Here is a 14609-nt window from a genome sequence, read left to right on the forward strand (position 1 = left end):
CGGTCCGGGTCAGCTCAGGCCGAGCTCGCCGTAGGCCTGGACGGCCTTGGCCCAGGAGCCGGCCGCGTCGTCGGTCTTCTCGGTGTCGACGCGGGTGAGCGCGTCGGAGACGGTCTCGTGGATGGCGAAGTAGTTCGGGCCCTTGAACGGCGTGACCGTCACCGCGTTGGCGCGGTTGACGAGGATCTGCCCGGTCGGGGCACCATTGAAGAACTCGTCCGTCCCGGCCAGCAGCTCCGGGCTCTCCAGCGCCTCGGCCTGGCTCGGGAAGGTGCCCTTGGCCTTGAAGGCCTTGAGCTGCTGCTCCGGGGCGGTGAGCCACGCGGCGAGCTCCTTCGCCGCGTCGACGTTCTTCCCGGCCGCGGGCACGGTCAGGAACGAGCCGCCCCAGTTCCCGCCGCCGCCGGGGAAGGTGTCGGCGATGTCCCAGCCCTCCACGCCGGCGGCGTTGCCCTCGATGACGCCGAGCATCCAGCCGGGGCAGAGCATGGTGGCGAAGCCGTCGTTCTGGAAGGCGTTGGTCCAGTCCTCGCTCCACTGGGTGAGACCGGCGGACAGGCCGCGGTCCACGGAGGCGTCGAGGACGGTCTCGTAGAGCTTCTTCACCTCGGCGTTCTGGTCCAGGGGGACGGGCGTGCCGTCCGGCTTCTCGTACGCGGCCTCGACCTGGTTGACCATGCCCTGGTAGGTGGCGCCGGCGGAGTCGAACCACGCGGCGTCGGACTTCGCGACGAACTGCTCGCCGGCCCTGAAGTAGTCCTCCCAGGTGCTCCCGAGGAACTCCGCGACGGCGGTGCGGTCGGTGGGCAGGCCTGCGGCGGCGAACAGGTCGGAGCGGTAGCAGATGCCCTGGGGGCCGATGTCGGTGCCGTAGCCGATGAGCTTGCCGTCCTCCGTGGTGGCCTGCTCCCGCTTCCAGTCCAGCCAGCGGCCCTCGACCCCGGGGTCGGTGAGGTCGGCGAAGTGCTGCGGGTACTGCATGAGCTCGGGGAGCCAGTCGACCTCGATGGCCTCGACGTCGGCCAGGCCGGAGCCACCCGCCGCGATGCGGGTGTTCATGTTGTCGCGCGCCTCGTTGGTCGTGGCGGCCTTGCGGTGCTCGATGGTGATGCCGGGGTGGGCCGCCTGGTACTCCTCGAGGAGCGCCTCGTACCCGAACTCGTTGAACGTGGCGATGGTGAGCGTGGTCTTCCCGTCCCCGGCGCCGGTCCCTGCGGCGTCGTTCCCGCCGCAGGCGGCGAGGAGTGCGGTGCTCGCGATCCCCGCGACGAGGGCCAGCCACGGCTTCCTGGTGTTGCGCACGTCGACTCCTTCGACTCGTGGGCGGCTGCGGTGCCGCCTGTCACCGCTGCCGGCGACCCGGGTTCCGGGGCGGGCTGAGCGGGGTGGTCCGCGCGATGGAACCGGTCCCATTTGCGGGCCGGCGCCTCCCGACCCAGGAATGGGACCGGTCTCACCGCGGTGTCGTGAGCATCGACCCGCCGGTGGGCCGCTGTCAAACCCCGTTGCCGGATCGAGACGAACCTCGCTGACCCGCTGCGGCACAGCGGATCACGACCGGGAGCGGGCACGCCTGAACGCCCGGCGGCGGGGAGCTCTCCCCGCCGCCGGGCGGCCGTCGATCAGGTGCCGGGGCCCGTGCCCCCGCGGGTCAGAGCCCGGAGAACTGGTACGGGTTCTTCCCGCGGGCGGCCATGAGGTACCAGGCCGTCGCGCCGACGTGCTGGACCTGGAAGTAGCCGAAGCCGAACCCCGTGTCGATCAGGCTGCTGGCGGCCACGAGACCCGACGCCGGGGGGAGCTCCACCCCGCCCACGGTCTGCCCCTGCCCCAGGACGGCCTGCACCGAGCGCATCTGGGCGAGCTGGTCCCCGGCCCGGGCTGCGTCGCCCGGTGCGCCCCGGTCCCGCCACGCGGCGGCGAGCTGACCGGTGCCCTCCAGCCAGACCCCGTGCGGGTCCACCTGCCGGCCGTTGTAGCTCGCCGTCGACACCTTGCTGACGTCGCTGAACGTCACCCCGCTCACCGTGAACCCGGCCGGGAGCTGGCTGTTCGGCGAGGTGGGGGTGTCGGTCGTGGCCAGGGCGGTCGCCGCCCAGTCGAGCGCACCGGCGAACCGCGCGTCGCGCAGGGCGAGCCACCCCCACGTCTGCGGGTCGAGGGGCCGCGGGCTGCGGTTGACGGTCGAGCCGTCGTTGCTGCCCGTGAAGAAGAACCCCTCGGCCGGCTCCCACATCCGCTCCACGAAGTCGAGGGCGCGCTCGGCGCGGGCGCTCCAGGCGTCGTCGCCGGTGAGGCGGGCGAGGATGCGGAAGAAGCCGTACACGTCGATGTTGTGCTCGGTGGACACGTTCGGCACACGACGGTTCGCGGCGTCCACACCGAAGGAGTACCCGCCGAGGGTCCCGGGGTTGACCGCGTTGTCGAGGATCCACCGCGCGATGCGCAGCGCGCCGTCGAGGAAGCGCTCGGCACGTGTGTGCACGGCGAGCTGGGCCAGCGCAATACCGGGCCAGGCCATGTCCCCCACCGCCGTGCCCAGGAAGCCGAACTGGGAGCCGACGTTGGCGTCCCCGTTCGGCAGCACGAGTCGGTGCGGCTGGGGCGTGCCGTCGTAGAACGTGTACGGCCCGACGTTGTAGCCCTGGCGCAGACGGCCGTCGTCGTGCACGGGGTCGTGGTCCATCGCGTACAGCAGGCCGTCGCCCAGCTCGACGGCGCGGGCGCGGTGCGCCGCGGAGGGGCCGGAGAGGTAGGCGCAGACGGCCAGGGCGTTGTCGTAGACGAACGCCGTGGAGAACAACCCGAGCTGGTCCGCGTAGCTCTGCGCCAGGCGCGGCTCCCCCGCCGGGGCGTACGCCCCGCTCATGCGGTCGAGGAAGGCGTAGGCGGCGTCCACGGAGCGGCCCGGCGGCAGCGGCCGGGCGGGCCCCGCGGCGGGGGCCGCCCCCGCGGCCGGTGCGGCGCCGGCACCGAGGGCGCTCCCGAGGGCGAGGGCACCCGCGAGGACGGTGCGCCGGGTCGCGGTGCCTGCACCGCGGAGGGGGTCGGTCGAGGGGATCACTGCGGCGTGCCTCCATCCGGTCCGGGCCACGATGCCTCGGAAACGTTTCCTGGAGGGACGGTAAGCCTGGTGAGACCGGTCCCACAAGGGGGCGGCGCATCGTTACCTGTTCGTGACCGGCACATGGGCCGCCCCGGTCGCCCACGACGCCCCCGCCGGTAGCTCGTCTCGCGGATACGCTGTCCCGCAACCCCGGAAACGTTTACGAGGATGTGACCGACACGTCGCCCCCGCGTTGACAACCCGTACCGGCGTCCTCACGATGAAGCTCTCCCGACGCAGGCAGCGGCCGCGTCCCCCCTCTCCGCACTCCCCTGGAGCACACGTGTCCCCCACACGCGACGATGCGTGCCACCGAGCGGCGCGCAGCACCGCCGCCGCGGCGATGACCCTCTCGATCGGCCTCGCCGGGCTGGTCGGCCTGGCCTCCACCCCCGCGGGCGCGGCCACCGTCGGGCGCGGCAGCTACGCCGACACCCTGCCGGCGGGAGCCAGCGGTCCCACCTCCCCCTGCGCCGGCCTCACCGCCAACCCCCGCCAGCACGTCACGGCCAACGCTCCCGCCGGACCCGTCCCCACCAACGACTGGTGGTCCTCGCTGCTGTTCAAGCGGACGGACTGCGCCTACTCCCAGCCGCTGGCGGCGCACCCCATGTCCTTCGACGCGGTCGCCGGGGGCCTCGACGTCTCCTACACCACGACGCCCAGCATCAGCGGCAGCGCCGGCGGGCCGAGCGAGTTCCACTACTCCCACAGCACCGACCTCACCATCGGCGTGGCGGGCCTCAACTCCCCCGACACGAAGGTGGACGGCTGGACGGACTGGACGGTCACCCCCCTCTGGTCGGACGGCACCCGCACGCTGCGCACGACCATCGGGCACGGCCTGCCCTTCGTCCACGCGCGGGCCACCGGCGGGGACGCCCGGATCGCGCTGGCGGGCACGCCCACCGTCTGGTCGAACAACGGCCCGACCGTGGGTTTCACCGTGCGCGGGCACGACTACGTGGCCTTCGCGCCGTCCGGGTCGGCCTGGAACGTCGGTGCCACCGCGCTGACCTCCAACCTCGCGGGCAGGGGCTACTTCTCCGTCGCCGTCCTGCCCACCACCCCCTCCTCCACCGCGGCCGAGCGGGTGGCCGCCCTGCAGCGGCTGGCGCCCTACGCCCACAACCACGTCACGGGCACCCGGGTGAGCTGGGCGTTCGACCAGCCCTCCAGCACGGTGCGCGCCACGTACGCCTTCACCACCCAGGCGATGGAGGGCACCGGCACCGGCACCGCCGTGGCGCTGTACCCCCACCAGTGGCGCAACCTCAGCGGCGCGACGGCGGCCACCCCGGCCTACGTCTCCCCGCGCGGGCAGATGCGCACCCTCACGGGGGTCGGCTCCTTCACCACGGCCATCCGCTACACCGGCGTGCTGCCCGAGCTGCCCGCCGTCGGGCTGTCCTCGGCCGACGGCGCCACCCTCGACGGCTACCTCGACCAGTTCGCGACGGGCGACCCGCTGGCGGGTTTCGGCCCGGACACGTACTGGCAGGGCAAGGCGCTGGGACGCGCGGCGCGCGTCGCCGAGATCGCCGACCAGCTGGGCCGCAGGGACGTGCGGGACAACCTGGTCGCCGCGATGCGGACCCGGCTCACCGACTGGTTCACCGCCTCCCCCGGCGAGGCGCAGCGGCTGTTCGCCTACGACCCGAACTGGAAGACCCTCATCGGGTACCCGGCCTCCTACGGCTCGGACCAGGAGCTCAACGACCACCACTTCCACTACGGCTACTTCGTCGCCGCGGCTGCGGTCGTGGCGAAGTTCGACCCGGCGTGGGCGTCGGGCACCGCCTACGGCGGCATGGTGGACACCCTCGTGCGGGACGCGAACAACTACGACCGCAACGACACCCGGTTCCCGTTCCTGCGCGACTTCGACATCTTCGCGGGTCACGACTGGGCGTCGGGCCACGCGGCGTTCGGCTCGGGCAACAACCAGGAGTCCTCCTCGGAGGGGCAGAACTTCGCCGCCGCGCTCATCCAGTTCGGGCAGGCCACGGGCAACACGGCGATGCGCGACGCGGGCCTGCACATCTGGACGACGCAGGCGGCGGCGATCCAGGAGTACTGGTTCGACTCCCGCAACGAGAACTACCCGGCCGCCTTCGGGCACGACACCGTCGGCATGGTGTGGGGCGACGGCGGTGCGTACTCCACCTGGTTCACCGCGGAGCCGGAGATGATCCAGGGCATCAACATGCTGCCCATCACCGGCGGGTCGCTCTACCTGGGCTACGACCCGGCGTACGTCGACCGCAACATCGCCGAGATGGAGCGCGTCAACGGCGGCCCGGCGCAGGTGTGGAAGGACGTGATCTGGTCGTTCCAGGCCCTCTCCCGCCCGGACCTGGCCCTGGCGGCCTTCCGCCGGGACGCCGGCTACACGCCCGAGGAGGGCGAGTCGAAGGCGCACACCTTCCACTGGATCCGCAGCCTCGACGCGCTCGGGCGGGTGGACACCACCGTGACCGCGGACACCCCGCTGTACTCGGTGTTCACCAAGGACGGCCGGCGGACGTACGTCGCGGCGAACACGGGGGCCACGGCCCGCACGGTGCGGTTCTCGGACGGCACGACGCTGACGGTGCAGCCGGGCCGGACGGCGGCCACCGGGGCCCACTCGTGGAGCGGCGGGAGCGGCACGGGGACCGACCCGACGCCCACCCCGACGCCCACCCCGACCCCCACCCCGACCCCGACCCCGACGCCCACCCCCACGCCGGGGGGTCTCCCGGCGCGCTCGGTGATCCAGGCCGAGGCCGCGAGCGCCCAGACGGGCACCGGGCGGGAGCCGACGGCCGACACCGGCGGCGGGGAGAACGTCGCCTGGATCGGCAACGGTGACTGGCTGCGCTTCGACGGCGTCGACTTCGGCACCACCGCGCCCCGGCGGGTGGACCTGCGCGTCGCCTCGGGCGCCGCGGCGGGCGTGAGCGGCACCGTCGAGGTCCGGCTCGACTCCCCCACCGGCACGCTGCTGGGCAGCGCCTCCGTCGGCGGCACCGGCGGCTGGCAGACGTGGCGGACCGTGCCGGCGGACGTGGCCCCCGTCACGGGCAGGCGGACGGTGTACCTGAGCTTCCGCTCCGGGCAGCCGGCCGACTTCGTGAACCTCAACTGGCTGACCTTCGCCGGCTGAGCGCGCGCGGACGACGCGCACGGAACCCCCCGCTCCCCGCCCCCGGCGGCGGTGCGGGGGGTTCAGGTGGAGGGCGCAGCAGCCTGCACCGCCCGCAGGACCGCACCCCACGGCAGGTCCACCGGCGCCGCACCCGGCCGGCGCAGCGGCCACACGTCCCCGCCGTACACCAGGTGCACCCCGGCCGAGCGCAGCGCCGCGAGGTGCCCCTGCCACGCGGGGTGACCGGCGTGCCAGGCGTTGACGCAGGGGAACACCACGACCGGCACCTCGCCCCCGCCGATCGCCTCGCACACCGGGGTGAGGGCCTGGTTGTCGGCCAGGCCCAGCGCGAGCTTGGCGACGGTGCCCGCGGTGGCCGGCGCGACGAGCCGGACGTCGGGGTCCGGGTGCGGGCGCGGCTCCCGCGGCAGGCGGGGGGTGCTGCGCACCGGGTGGCCGGTGACCTCCTCCAGGCGCCGGTCCTCCCCGAGGTCGGCGAGCCAGGCCGCCGCCGCGGGCGTCGCGGTGACGGTCACCGTCCAGCCCGCGGCCAGCAGCGGCTCGACGAGCCCGGCCCGCACACCCTCCACCCCGCCGGCCGCGCTGCACGACAGCCCCAGGACCGGCCTCTCCCGCGCACCCGCCACGGGCAGCACGGTAGGGCGGGCAGCACCGCGGGCCCCGCGGGGGTGTCCCCGCCCGGCGCCGGGCGGGGGCGGGCTCACGCGGGCACGAGGGCCGCGGCCTCCTTCTCCAGCGCGGCGAGGTCCACGAGCAGGTCGGCCGCCCCGTACAGGCGGTCGCTGAGGGCGTCGACGCCCGGCGACAGCACGGTCAGCTCCCCCCGGTCGGCCAGCTCGGCGAAGATCCCGTCGTTGCTCACGACGAGCACCTCCACCGCGCCGGGGACGGCCGCGGCGGCCTGCAGCAGGACCAGGTCGGCGACGTCGGCGCCGTCGGGCACGGCCAGGGCGCGGTCGGCGAACTCGGCGAGCCAGGGCCGGGACCTCTCGACGGCCCCCACCTGGCCCGCGAGGGCGACGTGGTCGGCCTGACGGGCCAGCTCGACGACGACCCCGAGGCGCGCCCGCAGCCTGCCGGGCGAGGCGCGCAGGTTGTCCAGGTCCACGAGGAGCACGCGCGCGGACCCGCCGCCGGACCAGACGGGGTAGTCGCGCACGAGGCCGCGCAGCGCCTCGGCGAAGGGGTCGGGCCCCTCGGTCACCAGCTCGGGGGCAACCCGCCTGCCGGCCCGCCGGGGTCCCTCCTCGGCGGGCAGGTCGGCGAGGCGGACCCACTCGTACTCGTCCCACTCGCTCGGCCCGCCGCCCAGTCCCATGCCCCGATGCTCCCAGTTCCGCCGCGTGGTGGTGCACGGGCGCCCCGCACGGGCCCGGCGCGCCGGCGCGGCCGGGGGGCGAGGGGTCAGGGACGAGGGATCAGGGGGCGAGGGGTGGGGTGGCGAAGGGGATGCGGCACCACACGGTCTTGCCGGGCGCATCCGGGCGCACGCCCCACGCGGAGCTGAGGAGCGCCAGCAGGTGGATGCCCCTGCCGTCGACGGCGCCGGGACCGGCGGCCCTGGCCCGGGGGGCCGCGGGGCTGGAGTCGCCGACCTCCAGCAGCAGCGCCCCGGCGTCGGCCCCGATGCGGAGCAGGACGGGGCCGCTGCCGTGCACGACCGCGTTCGTGACGAGCTCGCTGCCCACGAGCAGGACGACGTCGCGGGTGTCCGGGGGGAGGCGGAGGTGCTCGCACCAGCGGCGCAGCACGCCGCGGGCGGTGCGGGCGGCGGACAGGTCCGCGTCGAGGTCGACGCGGACCGGCGGCCCGGATCCGCGGGGGCCGTCGTCGTCCATGCGGCCTCCCTGGTCGTGGTGTCGTTCGGCGGCCGGCTCGCCCCACCCAACGTCAGGTCGCCGCGTCGCGCACGTCGAAGCGCTCCTCCCGGGCCGGGTCCACCCGTGCGGCGGTTACGATGTCCGCAGGTTGGGCAGCAGCCTCCACCCGCCGGCGTCCGCCGCCGGGTGACGTCTGCTTCGCCCGGCGCGGGACCCCCTGCCGCCATCGGAGCGGGAGCGGAGGAGCCTGGCGTGGACCCGAAGACCGTGCCGTCCGTCGGCTGGACCGTCCCGGTGGAGCCGGCGCTGCGGTGCTCGGTCGACATGGACACCACCCGCAGCACGGTGTGCCTGACGGGTGAGCTGGACGCCGAGACCGCGCCGCTGCTGGAGGCGGTGGTGGAGGGGCAGCTCCAGCAGGGTCACGTCGACATCCGGCTGGACGTGTCGGGCCTGATCTTCTGCGGCGTGCGGGGGCTGGACGCGATGGTGGCCGCACAGCAGCGCCTGCGGGCGGCCGGGGGCGAGCTGACCCTCCTGCGCCCGAGCCCCTTCCTGGAGCGCGTCGCGCGGCTCTGCGGCGCCGGCGTGCTCCTGGGGGAGCGGGCGTGAGCTCCCCCGCGACCGGAACGGGGATCTTCCCCGGGTGCCCGGCGCGGCGGCTGCCGCCCCCGTAGCCTGACCGCCGTGACCGCACTGTCTGCTGCGACGACCACCGCACTGCTGGGTGTGCGGATCGGGGACGGCTCCCTGGACGACGTCCTGCACCGCCTCGTGGAGATCTCGCGGGACGCGCTGCCGGGCGCGGACGAGGTGTCGAGCACCCTGGTCCGCGGGGACAAGGCCTGGACGGCCGCGTACACCGGGCAGCTCGCACTGGACGCCGACGAGATGCAGTACGAGCGCGGGTACGGCCCCTGCATCGAGGCGGCGACCACCGGCACGGTGCTGCTCGTGGAGGACATGCGGACGGAGACCCGCTGGCCGGACTACGCCGCCACCGTGGTGCCCCGCGGCGTGCTCAGCTCGCTGTCGGTGCCGCTGCCCGTGCAGACCGCGGTGGTCGGCGCCCTGAACTGCTACTCCCGCACCGCCGGGGCGTTCGACGCGGGCACGGTGGAGCTGGGCGCGGAGCTGGCCTCCCACCTCGCCGTGGCCGTGGGCAACGCGGTGGCCTACACCGACGTGGCGCGGCTCGCCGAGGACATGCGGGCGGCGATGGACAGCCGGGCGGTCATCGACCAGGCGCTGGGGGTGGTCATGGCGCAGAACCGGTGCGACGCGGAGGCGGCCTTCGAGATCCTCGCGCGGGCCTCGCAGGGGCGCAACGTGAAGCTGCGCGAGATCGCCCAGGGCATCGTGCGGGCCGTCGCGGGACCACCGGGCGCCCGGCCCGCCCGCTGACGGGCCCGCCCCGCACGGGTGGCCGCAGCGGCGAAGCGGCCGTGCCGGGTCCCGGCGGGTGCGACACTGGCGGCACCGGGGCGGTTCCGCCGGACGGCACGTCCGTCGTTGCCGGTGCCGCCAGCGATCCGGAGACGAGGCCCCCGTGTGCGACTCCACCCCCGCGGCGCAGGTGGTGCTGCCGATGGACCTGCAGGCGGCGCGGCAGGCCCGGTCCTTCCTGGACCGCGTGTGGTGCGGCGACCACCACTCCACGCTCCAGGACGAGGCGATGCTCCTGGTCAGCGAGCTGGTGACCAACGCGGTGGTGCACGGCGCGCCGCCGGTGGCGCTGCGCGTGGAGTGCGACGGCGGGGCGGAGCTGGTCGTGGCGGTCAGCGACGGCAGCCCGCAGCCACCGCTGCGGCGCGAGTCGGGCAGGGACGCCGTCTCCGGGCGCGGCATCGCCCTGGTCGACCTGCTCAGCGACCGGTGGGGCGTGGACGTCACGGGCGGGGGCAAGACCACCTGGTTCCGCCTGCGTGCGTGAGGTGCGCCGTCGGGCCTGCGTGCGTGAGGTGCGCCGCCGGGTCCGCTCAGCGGGAGGCGCCCTCCGGCAGCGAGCGGCCGATGGACTCCAGCAGCATGTCGAGGCCCCGGTCGAGCTGGGCGGTGCCGTCGTAGCCGCTGAAGGCCGGGGCCAGGCCGCGGACCTTGGGGAACTCGTGCAGCGGCAGGCGGTGCAGGCCGAGGCGCAGCAGGTCGTCGTGCTCGTCGGGGTCGGCGACGACCTCCTGCAGCTCGTCGAGCACGTGCCCGTGCAGCATCGCGGTGAAGGAGCGGTAGGCGGCCAGCGCCGACGCGTCCGGCATGCCGGCGCGCGTCATGAGCTGCAGGAACGCCTCCAGCGGGCGCAGCGTGCCCCGGGGCCGCAGCCCCAGCGGGGTGGACAGCGGGCGCGTGACGAGCAGGGGCACGGCATGCGGGTGGTCCATCGCGAGGGTGCGGTAGCGGTGGGCCGCGGAGCGCAGCTCCTCCCGCCAGTCGGGGGCGTCGGCGTACAGGACCACCTGCTCGAGCAGCAGCTCCACGACGCCGTCGAGCAGGTCGCTCTTGCTCTCGGCGTGCCGGTAGAGGGTCATGGGGGTGCGGTCGAGCGCCTGCCCGAGCCTGCGCAGGGACAGGGAGTCCACGCCGTCGGCGTCGATGAGCTCCAGGGCCTTGACCATCACGTCGCGGCGGGTCAGCGGGGAGCGGCGCCGGCCGGCCGGTCCAGGGGATGGCTGTCCCGGTAGGCCGTGCCTGTCCGCTGGGACCACGGGATACTCCTCCGGTTCGACGCACCGGGAACGTCCTGTTCCCGACATGCGTTCACATACACTGTATACGTACAGTGGAGACGTACAGTGGAGAGGCTCGCGGCGACAGCAACGGCCTGCTCCTGCGGCCCCGCTCTGCGCGCGGCACCAGGTTCCACGTCCAGACCGGCACCGAACGAGCGCAGGACCCAGGAGGACCGCTTGAGCACCACCACTTCCCCAGCCCCCACCAGCCCGCCGGCGCGGGAGCGGCGGAGCACCCCGTACGCCCGGCTGACGGCGGAGGTCCAGGCGGCCGGCCTGATGCAGCGGCGCACCGGGCACTACGTCGTCCGCATCGCCGCGACCACCGCCGCCCTCGCCGCCACGATCGCGGGCGTCGTGCTGCTGGCGGACTCCTGGCTCGTCCTGCTCCTCGGGCTCCCGCTGGGCCTGGTGCTCACGCAGTTCGCGTTCCTCGGGCACGACGCGGCCCACCGCCAGGTGTTCGCCTCGCACGGCACCAACGAGGTCACCGCGCGGATCTTCGCCGCGCTCGTGGCCGGGTTGAGCTACGGCTGGTGGATGGGCAAGCACAACCGCCACCACCAGGCGCCGAACCAGCGCGGCATCGACAGCGACATCGAGTCCGAGGTGCTGTCCTTCCACGAGGAGGCCGCCGAGAGCCGCCGCGGCCTGCTGGCCTGGTTCACCCGCCGCCAGGGGTGGTTCTTCTTCCCGCTGCTGGCGTTCGAGGGGCTGAACCTGCACGTCGCCAGCACCCAGAAACTGGCCGCCAAGGGCCCCGTGAAGGGTCGCTGGATCGACATCTCGTTCATCCTGGTGCACTGGGCCGTCTACGTCACGGGCCTGCTCGCGCTGCTCGGGCCGGGCCGGGCCGCCGCGTTCTTCGGCGTCCACATGGCCGTCTTCGGGCTCGCCATGGGCGGCGCGTTCGCGCCGAACCACACGGGTATGCCGATCGTCCCGCGGACCGCCAAGGTCGACTTCATCCGGCGCCAGGTCCTCACCTCCCGCAACGTCTCCGGCGGCTGGCTCGTGAACCTGTTCATGGGCGGGCTGAACTACCAGGTGGAGCACCACCTCTTCCCGAGCATGCCGCGCCCGAACCTGCGCCGCGCCCAGCCGTTCGTGCGGGCGTTCTGCGCCGAGCACGGCATCCAGTACACGGAGACGACGCTGTTCGGCTCCTACCGGGCGATCGTGCGGTACCTCAACGAGGTGGGCCTCAAGGCGCGCCACCCCTTCCGCTGCCCGCTGGTCTCCCAGCTCCGCAGCTGACGTCCCGCGAAACCGCCCTGGTGGTCAGGGGCGGTCACCGTGCTACTGTTGTGGTGAGTCGCAGTTCTCGATGTGCGGAAATGCCGCGGGATCTTCACGAGAGAAATCGCCCGCCGATCCGGCCGGCCTCTCGGCGGCAAGCTCCGCTCGGAGCATCGATCCAGGAGGACACATGGCTCAGGGAACTGTGAAGTGGTTCAACGGCGAGAAGGGCTTCGGCTTCATCTCCCCCGACGACGGCAGCGCGGACGTGTTCGTGCACTTCAGCGAGATCACCGGTAGCGGCTACCGCAGCCTCGACGAGAACGACCGCGTCGAGTTCACGGTGACGGCGGGCCAGAAGGGCCCCCAGGCCAGCCAGGTCAGCCGCGTCTGACGACCCCCGCTCTCCGGAACCGCCCGTCACCCCGCCATCCGGGGTGGCGGGCGGTTCTGCGTCCGGTGACGGCGGCCCGGCCCGTGGCCGCCGGCCCGCCCGTACGCACCGGGCCGCGCCGCGCAGGCTGGCGCGCGATTCCGGAAGATCTTCAGCTCACCCTGAGCACCCCTGAACCCCCCGCGACGCTGGGTGGTCGTTGAAGCATCAGCAACCCGTTCCTCCCCACCGTGCGTCACCTCGACCCACTCCGTGGGAGCGTTCTCCCGGAAGTGTTCCGGAATCTGGGCTTGACGCTTCCGGAACCTGCGGATTAGCGTTCCGGCACCCGGACCAGCGGTGACGCGCTGCTCACGGGGCACGGGGGAGGCCTCCGCATCCCCGTCCCCGGGCAGGTCCGGCGCCCACAGCCGTGCACAGCGCCGCTCGCCGGCGCAGCGGCCGACCGCCTTTCTCGATGACGAGGAGACGATGACCTTGACGATCCAGCGAGCACACCGGCCCGAGGGCGCGCACGAGGGACGCGGCGTCCGACGGGGCGCCCGGCGCCGGCTGAGCGCCGCGCTCACCGGCGCGCTCACCCTCCCCCTCGCCGGTGCGCTGCTCGTGGCGGCCGCCCCCACAGCCTCCGCCGCCGACGCCTCCGTGCTGTGGGGGGCCGCCGACAACAAGGGCCGCTACTTCGGCACCGCCCTGACCGCCGGCAAGCTCAACGACGCGACCTACACCACCATCGCGAACCGCGAGTTCAACATGGTCACCGCCGAGAACGAGATGAAGCTCGACGCCACCGAGCCGCAGCAGAACGTGTTCACCTTCACCCAGGGTGACCAGATCGTGAACTGGGCCACCACCCGCGGCAAGAAGGTGCGCGGCCACACCCTGGCGTGGCACTCCCAGCAGCCGGCGTGGATGGCGAACATGGGCGGCACCGCGCTGCGCAACGCCATGCTCAACCACGTCACCAAGGTCGCCACGCACTACCGCGGCAAGATCCACTCGTGGGACGTGGTGAACGAGGCGTTCGCCGACGGCAGCACCGGAGCCCGCCGCGACTCCAACCTCCAGCGCACCGGCAACGACTGGATCGAGGCCGCGTTCCGCGCCGCACGCGCCGCCGACCCCGGGGCCAAGCTCTGCTACAACGACTACAACACCGACAACTGGGCGCACGCCAAGACCCAGGCCGTCTATACCATGGTCAGGGACTTCAAGGCCCGCGGTGTCCCGATCGACTGCGTCGGCTTCCAGGCGCACTTCAACAGCGGTAACCCGGTGCCCTCGAACTACCACACCACCCTGTCGAACTTCGCCGCGCTCGGCGTGGACGTGCAGATCACGGAGCTGGACATCGAGGGCTCCGGCACCAGCCAGTCCGACCAGTACAAGGGCGTCGTCCAGGCCTGCCTCGCCGTGACGCGGTGCACCGGCATCTCGGTGTGGGGCGTGCGTGACACCGATTCGTGGCGCGCGAGCGGCACGCCGCTCCTCTTCGACGGCTCCGGCAACAAGAAGCCGGCGTACTTCGGCGTCATGAGCGCCCTCGGCGGGACGACCAGCGGCGGCACCACGCCCCCGCCCGGCACGGGCACCTGCTCGGCGGCCTACACCACCTCGGCGACGTACGGGGACCGCTACAACGGCTCGGTGACCGTCAGCGGCACGAACTCCTGGGTCGCCACCGTCCGGCTCACCTCCCCGCAGAAGGTGTCCTCCGTCTGGAACGGCACCGCCACCTGGGACAGCACCGGGCAGGTCATGACCGTGCGCCCCAACGGCAGCGGCAACACCTTCGGGTTCACCGTCATGCACAACGGCAACTCCACCGCCCGCCCCGCGGTGAGCTGCACCACGGGCTGACACACGACGGCTGCACCCCGAGGAGGGCGGGTTCCGGGCACACCGGAGCCCGCCCTCCTCCGGGTCCCGGCGCGGACCCGCCACCCCCACCCCGCCCATCTCCAGGTCTGGGCGGAAGATGACCCTCCCATCCCTGCCCATCTCCGGGTTTCGGCGGAAAGTGGACCTCCCATTCCCGCCCATCTCCGGGTTCGGGCGGGAGAGGAGCCTCCCGCTCCCGCCCATCTCCGGGTTCGGGCGGGGATCGCGCCACATCGTGCGGAGGATCGCCCGGGTCGGCGCCGGGGACCGTGGCGCCTGCCCGTCCCTGCTC

Annotated in this window: 13 protein-coding genes; 7 read left to right on the forward strand and 6 right to left on the reverse strand. The window is 73.8% G+C overall.

Going from position 1 to position 14609, the window contains the following annotated elements:
• Positions 1-9 precede the first annotated feature (9 nt).
• Both ACYQBY_RS19405 and ACYQBY_RS19410 read right to left on the reverse strand, forming a co-directional pair.
• Positions 10-1302 (reverse strand): ABC transporter substrate-binding protein, encoded by a 1293-nt coding sequence (locus ACYQBY_RS19405; protein ID WP_459645532.1) that lies wholly within the window; start codon positions 1300-1302, stop codon positions 10-12.
• Positions 1303-1651: 349 nt separating this feature from the next.
• The gene (locus ACYQBY_RS19410; RefSeq protein WP_459645533.1) at positions 1652-3064 is read right to left on the reverse strand and encodes a Tat pathway signal sequence domain protein; all 1413 of its coding nucleotides are present in this window, start codon (positions 3062-3064) and stop codon (positions 1652-1654) included.
• 262 nt (positions 3065-3326) lie between these two features.
• Between ACYQBY_RS19410 and ACYQBY_RS19415 the strand changes: the two genes are divergently transcribed.
• A complete protein-coding gene (locus tag ACYQBY_RS19415; protein ID WP_459645534.1) occupies positions 3327-6254 on the forward strand; it encodes a glycosyl hydrolase in 2928 nt (975 codons plus the stop codon).
• Positions 6255-6316: 62 nt separating this feature from the next.
• On the opposite strand, the gene ACYQBY_RS19420 is transcribed toward ACYQBY_RS19415, so the two are convergent.
• From ACYQBY_RS19420 to ACYQBY_RS19430, 3 genes are all read right to left on the reverse strand, one after another.
• Positions 6317-6883: a flavoprotein gene (locus tag ACYQBY_RS19420; protein ID WP_459645535.1), complete on the reverse strand. Its 567-nt coding sequence runs from the start codon at positions 6881-6883 to the stop codon at positions 6317-6319.
• 74 nt (positions 6884-6957) lie between these two features.
• A complete protein-coding gene (locus ACYQBY_RS19425) occupies positions 6958-7575 on the reverse strand; it encodes a hypothetical protein (RefSeq protein WP_459645536.1) in 618 nt (205 codons plus the stop codon).
• A gap of 100 nt (positions 7576-7675) precedes the next feature.
• Positions 7676-8095 (reverse strand): ATP-binding protein, encoded by a 420-nt coding sequence (locus ACYQBY_RS19430; RefSeq protein ID WP_459645537.1) that lies wholly within the window; start codon positions 8093-8095, stop codon positions 7676-7678.
• A 234-nt stretch (positions 8096-8329) separates the two neighbouring features.
• On the opposite strand from ACYQBY_RS19430, the gene ACYQBY_RS19435 reads away from it, so the two are divergent.
• The 3 genes from ACYQBY_RS19435 to ACYQBY_RS19445 all read left to right on the forward strand — a co-directional run bounded on the left by ACYQBY_RS19435 (position 8330) and on the right by ACYQBY_RS19445 (position 10010).
• Positions 8330-8689, forward strand: coding sequence for an STAS domain-containing protein (locus ACYQBY_RS19435; RefSeq protein WP_459645538.1), 360 nt, complete (start codon positions 8330-8332; stop codon positions 8687-8689).
• A 75-nt stretch (positions 8690-8764) separates the two neighbouring features.
• Positions 8765-9481, forward strand: coding sequence for a GAF and ANTAR domain-containing protein (locus tag ACYQBY_RS19440; RefSeq protein ID WP_459645539.1), 717 nt, complete (start codon positions 8765-8767; stop codon positions 9479-9481).
• A 145-nt stretch (positions 9482-9626) separates the two neighbouring features.
• Positions 9627-10010, forward strand: coding sequence for an ATP-binding protein (locus ACYQBY_RS19445; RefSeq protein ID WP_459645540.1), 384 nt, complete (start codon positions 9627-9629; stop codon positions 10008-10010).
• A gap of 46 nt (positions 10011-10056) precedes the next feature.
• Here ACYQBY_RS19445 and ACYQBY_RS19450 read toward each other — a convergent pair whose 3' ends face one another.
• Entirely contained in the window at positions 10057-10689 is a 633-nt protein-coding gene (locus ACYQBY_RS19450) for a TetR/AcrR family transcriptional regulator (protein WP_459645622.1), read from the reverse strand.
• Positions 10690-10980: 291 nt separating this feature from the next.
• Between ACYQBY_RS19450 and ACYQBY_RS19455 the strand changes: the two genes are divergently transcribed.
• The 3 genes from ACYQBY_RS19455 (at position 10981) to ACYQBY_RS19465 (ending at position 14296) form a co-directional block, all read left to right on the forward strand.
• Complete coding sequence (locus ACYQBY_RS19455; RefSeq protein WP_459645541.1) at positions 10981-12060, forward strand: fatty acid desaturase family protein; 1080 nt, start codon at positions 10981-10983, stop codon at positions 12058-12060.
• 172 nt (positions 12061-12232) lie between these two features.
• Positions 12233-12436, forward strand: coding sequence for a cold-shock protein (locus ACYQBY_RS19460; protein WP_459645542.1), 204 nt, complete (start codon positions 12233-12235; stop codon positions 12434-12436).
• A gap of 471 nt (positions 12437-12907) precedes the next feature.
• Positions 12908-14296, forward strand: a complete 1389-nt coding sequence (locus ACYQBY_RS19465; protein WP_459645543.1) for an endo-1,4-beta-xylanase — start codon at positions 12908-12910, stop codon at positions 14294-14296.
• The last annotated feature ends 313 nt before the right edge of the window (positions 14297-14609 follow it).

This window comes from Kineococcus anabasis (assembly GCF_054590795.1).

Excerpts from the sequence above, each read along its gene's own strand:
- ACYQBY_RS19415 (WP_459645534.1), top strand. The coding sequence starts at position 3,327 with ATGAAGCTCTCCCGACGCAGGCAGCGGCCGCGTCCCCCCTCTCCGCAC.
- ACYQBY_RS19460 (WP_459645542.1), top strand. The coding sequence starts at position 12,233 with ATGGCTCAGGGAACTGTGAAGTGGTTCAACGGCGAGAAGGGCTTCGGC.
- ACYQBY_RS19425 (WP_459645536.1), bottom strand. The coding sequence starts at position 7,575 with ATGGGACTGGGCGGCGGGCCGAGCGAGTGGGACGAGTACGAGTGGGTC.
- ACYQBY_RS19465 (WP_459645543.1), top strand. The coding sequence starts at position 12,908 with ATGACCTTGACGATCCAGCGAGCACACCGGCCCGAGGGCGCGCACGAG.
- ACYQBY_RS19450 (WP_459645622.1), bottom strand. The coding sequence starts at position 10,689 with ATGGTCAAGGCCCTGGAGCTCATCGACGCCGACGGCGTGGACTCCCTG.
- ACYQBY_RS19430 (WP_459645537.1), bottom strand. The coding sequence starts at position 8,095 with ATGGACGACGACGGCCCCCGCGGATCCGGGCCGCCGGTCCGCGTCGAC.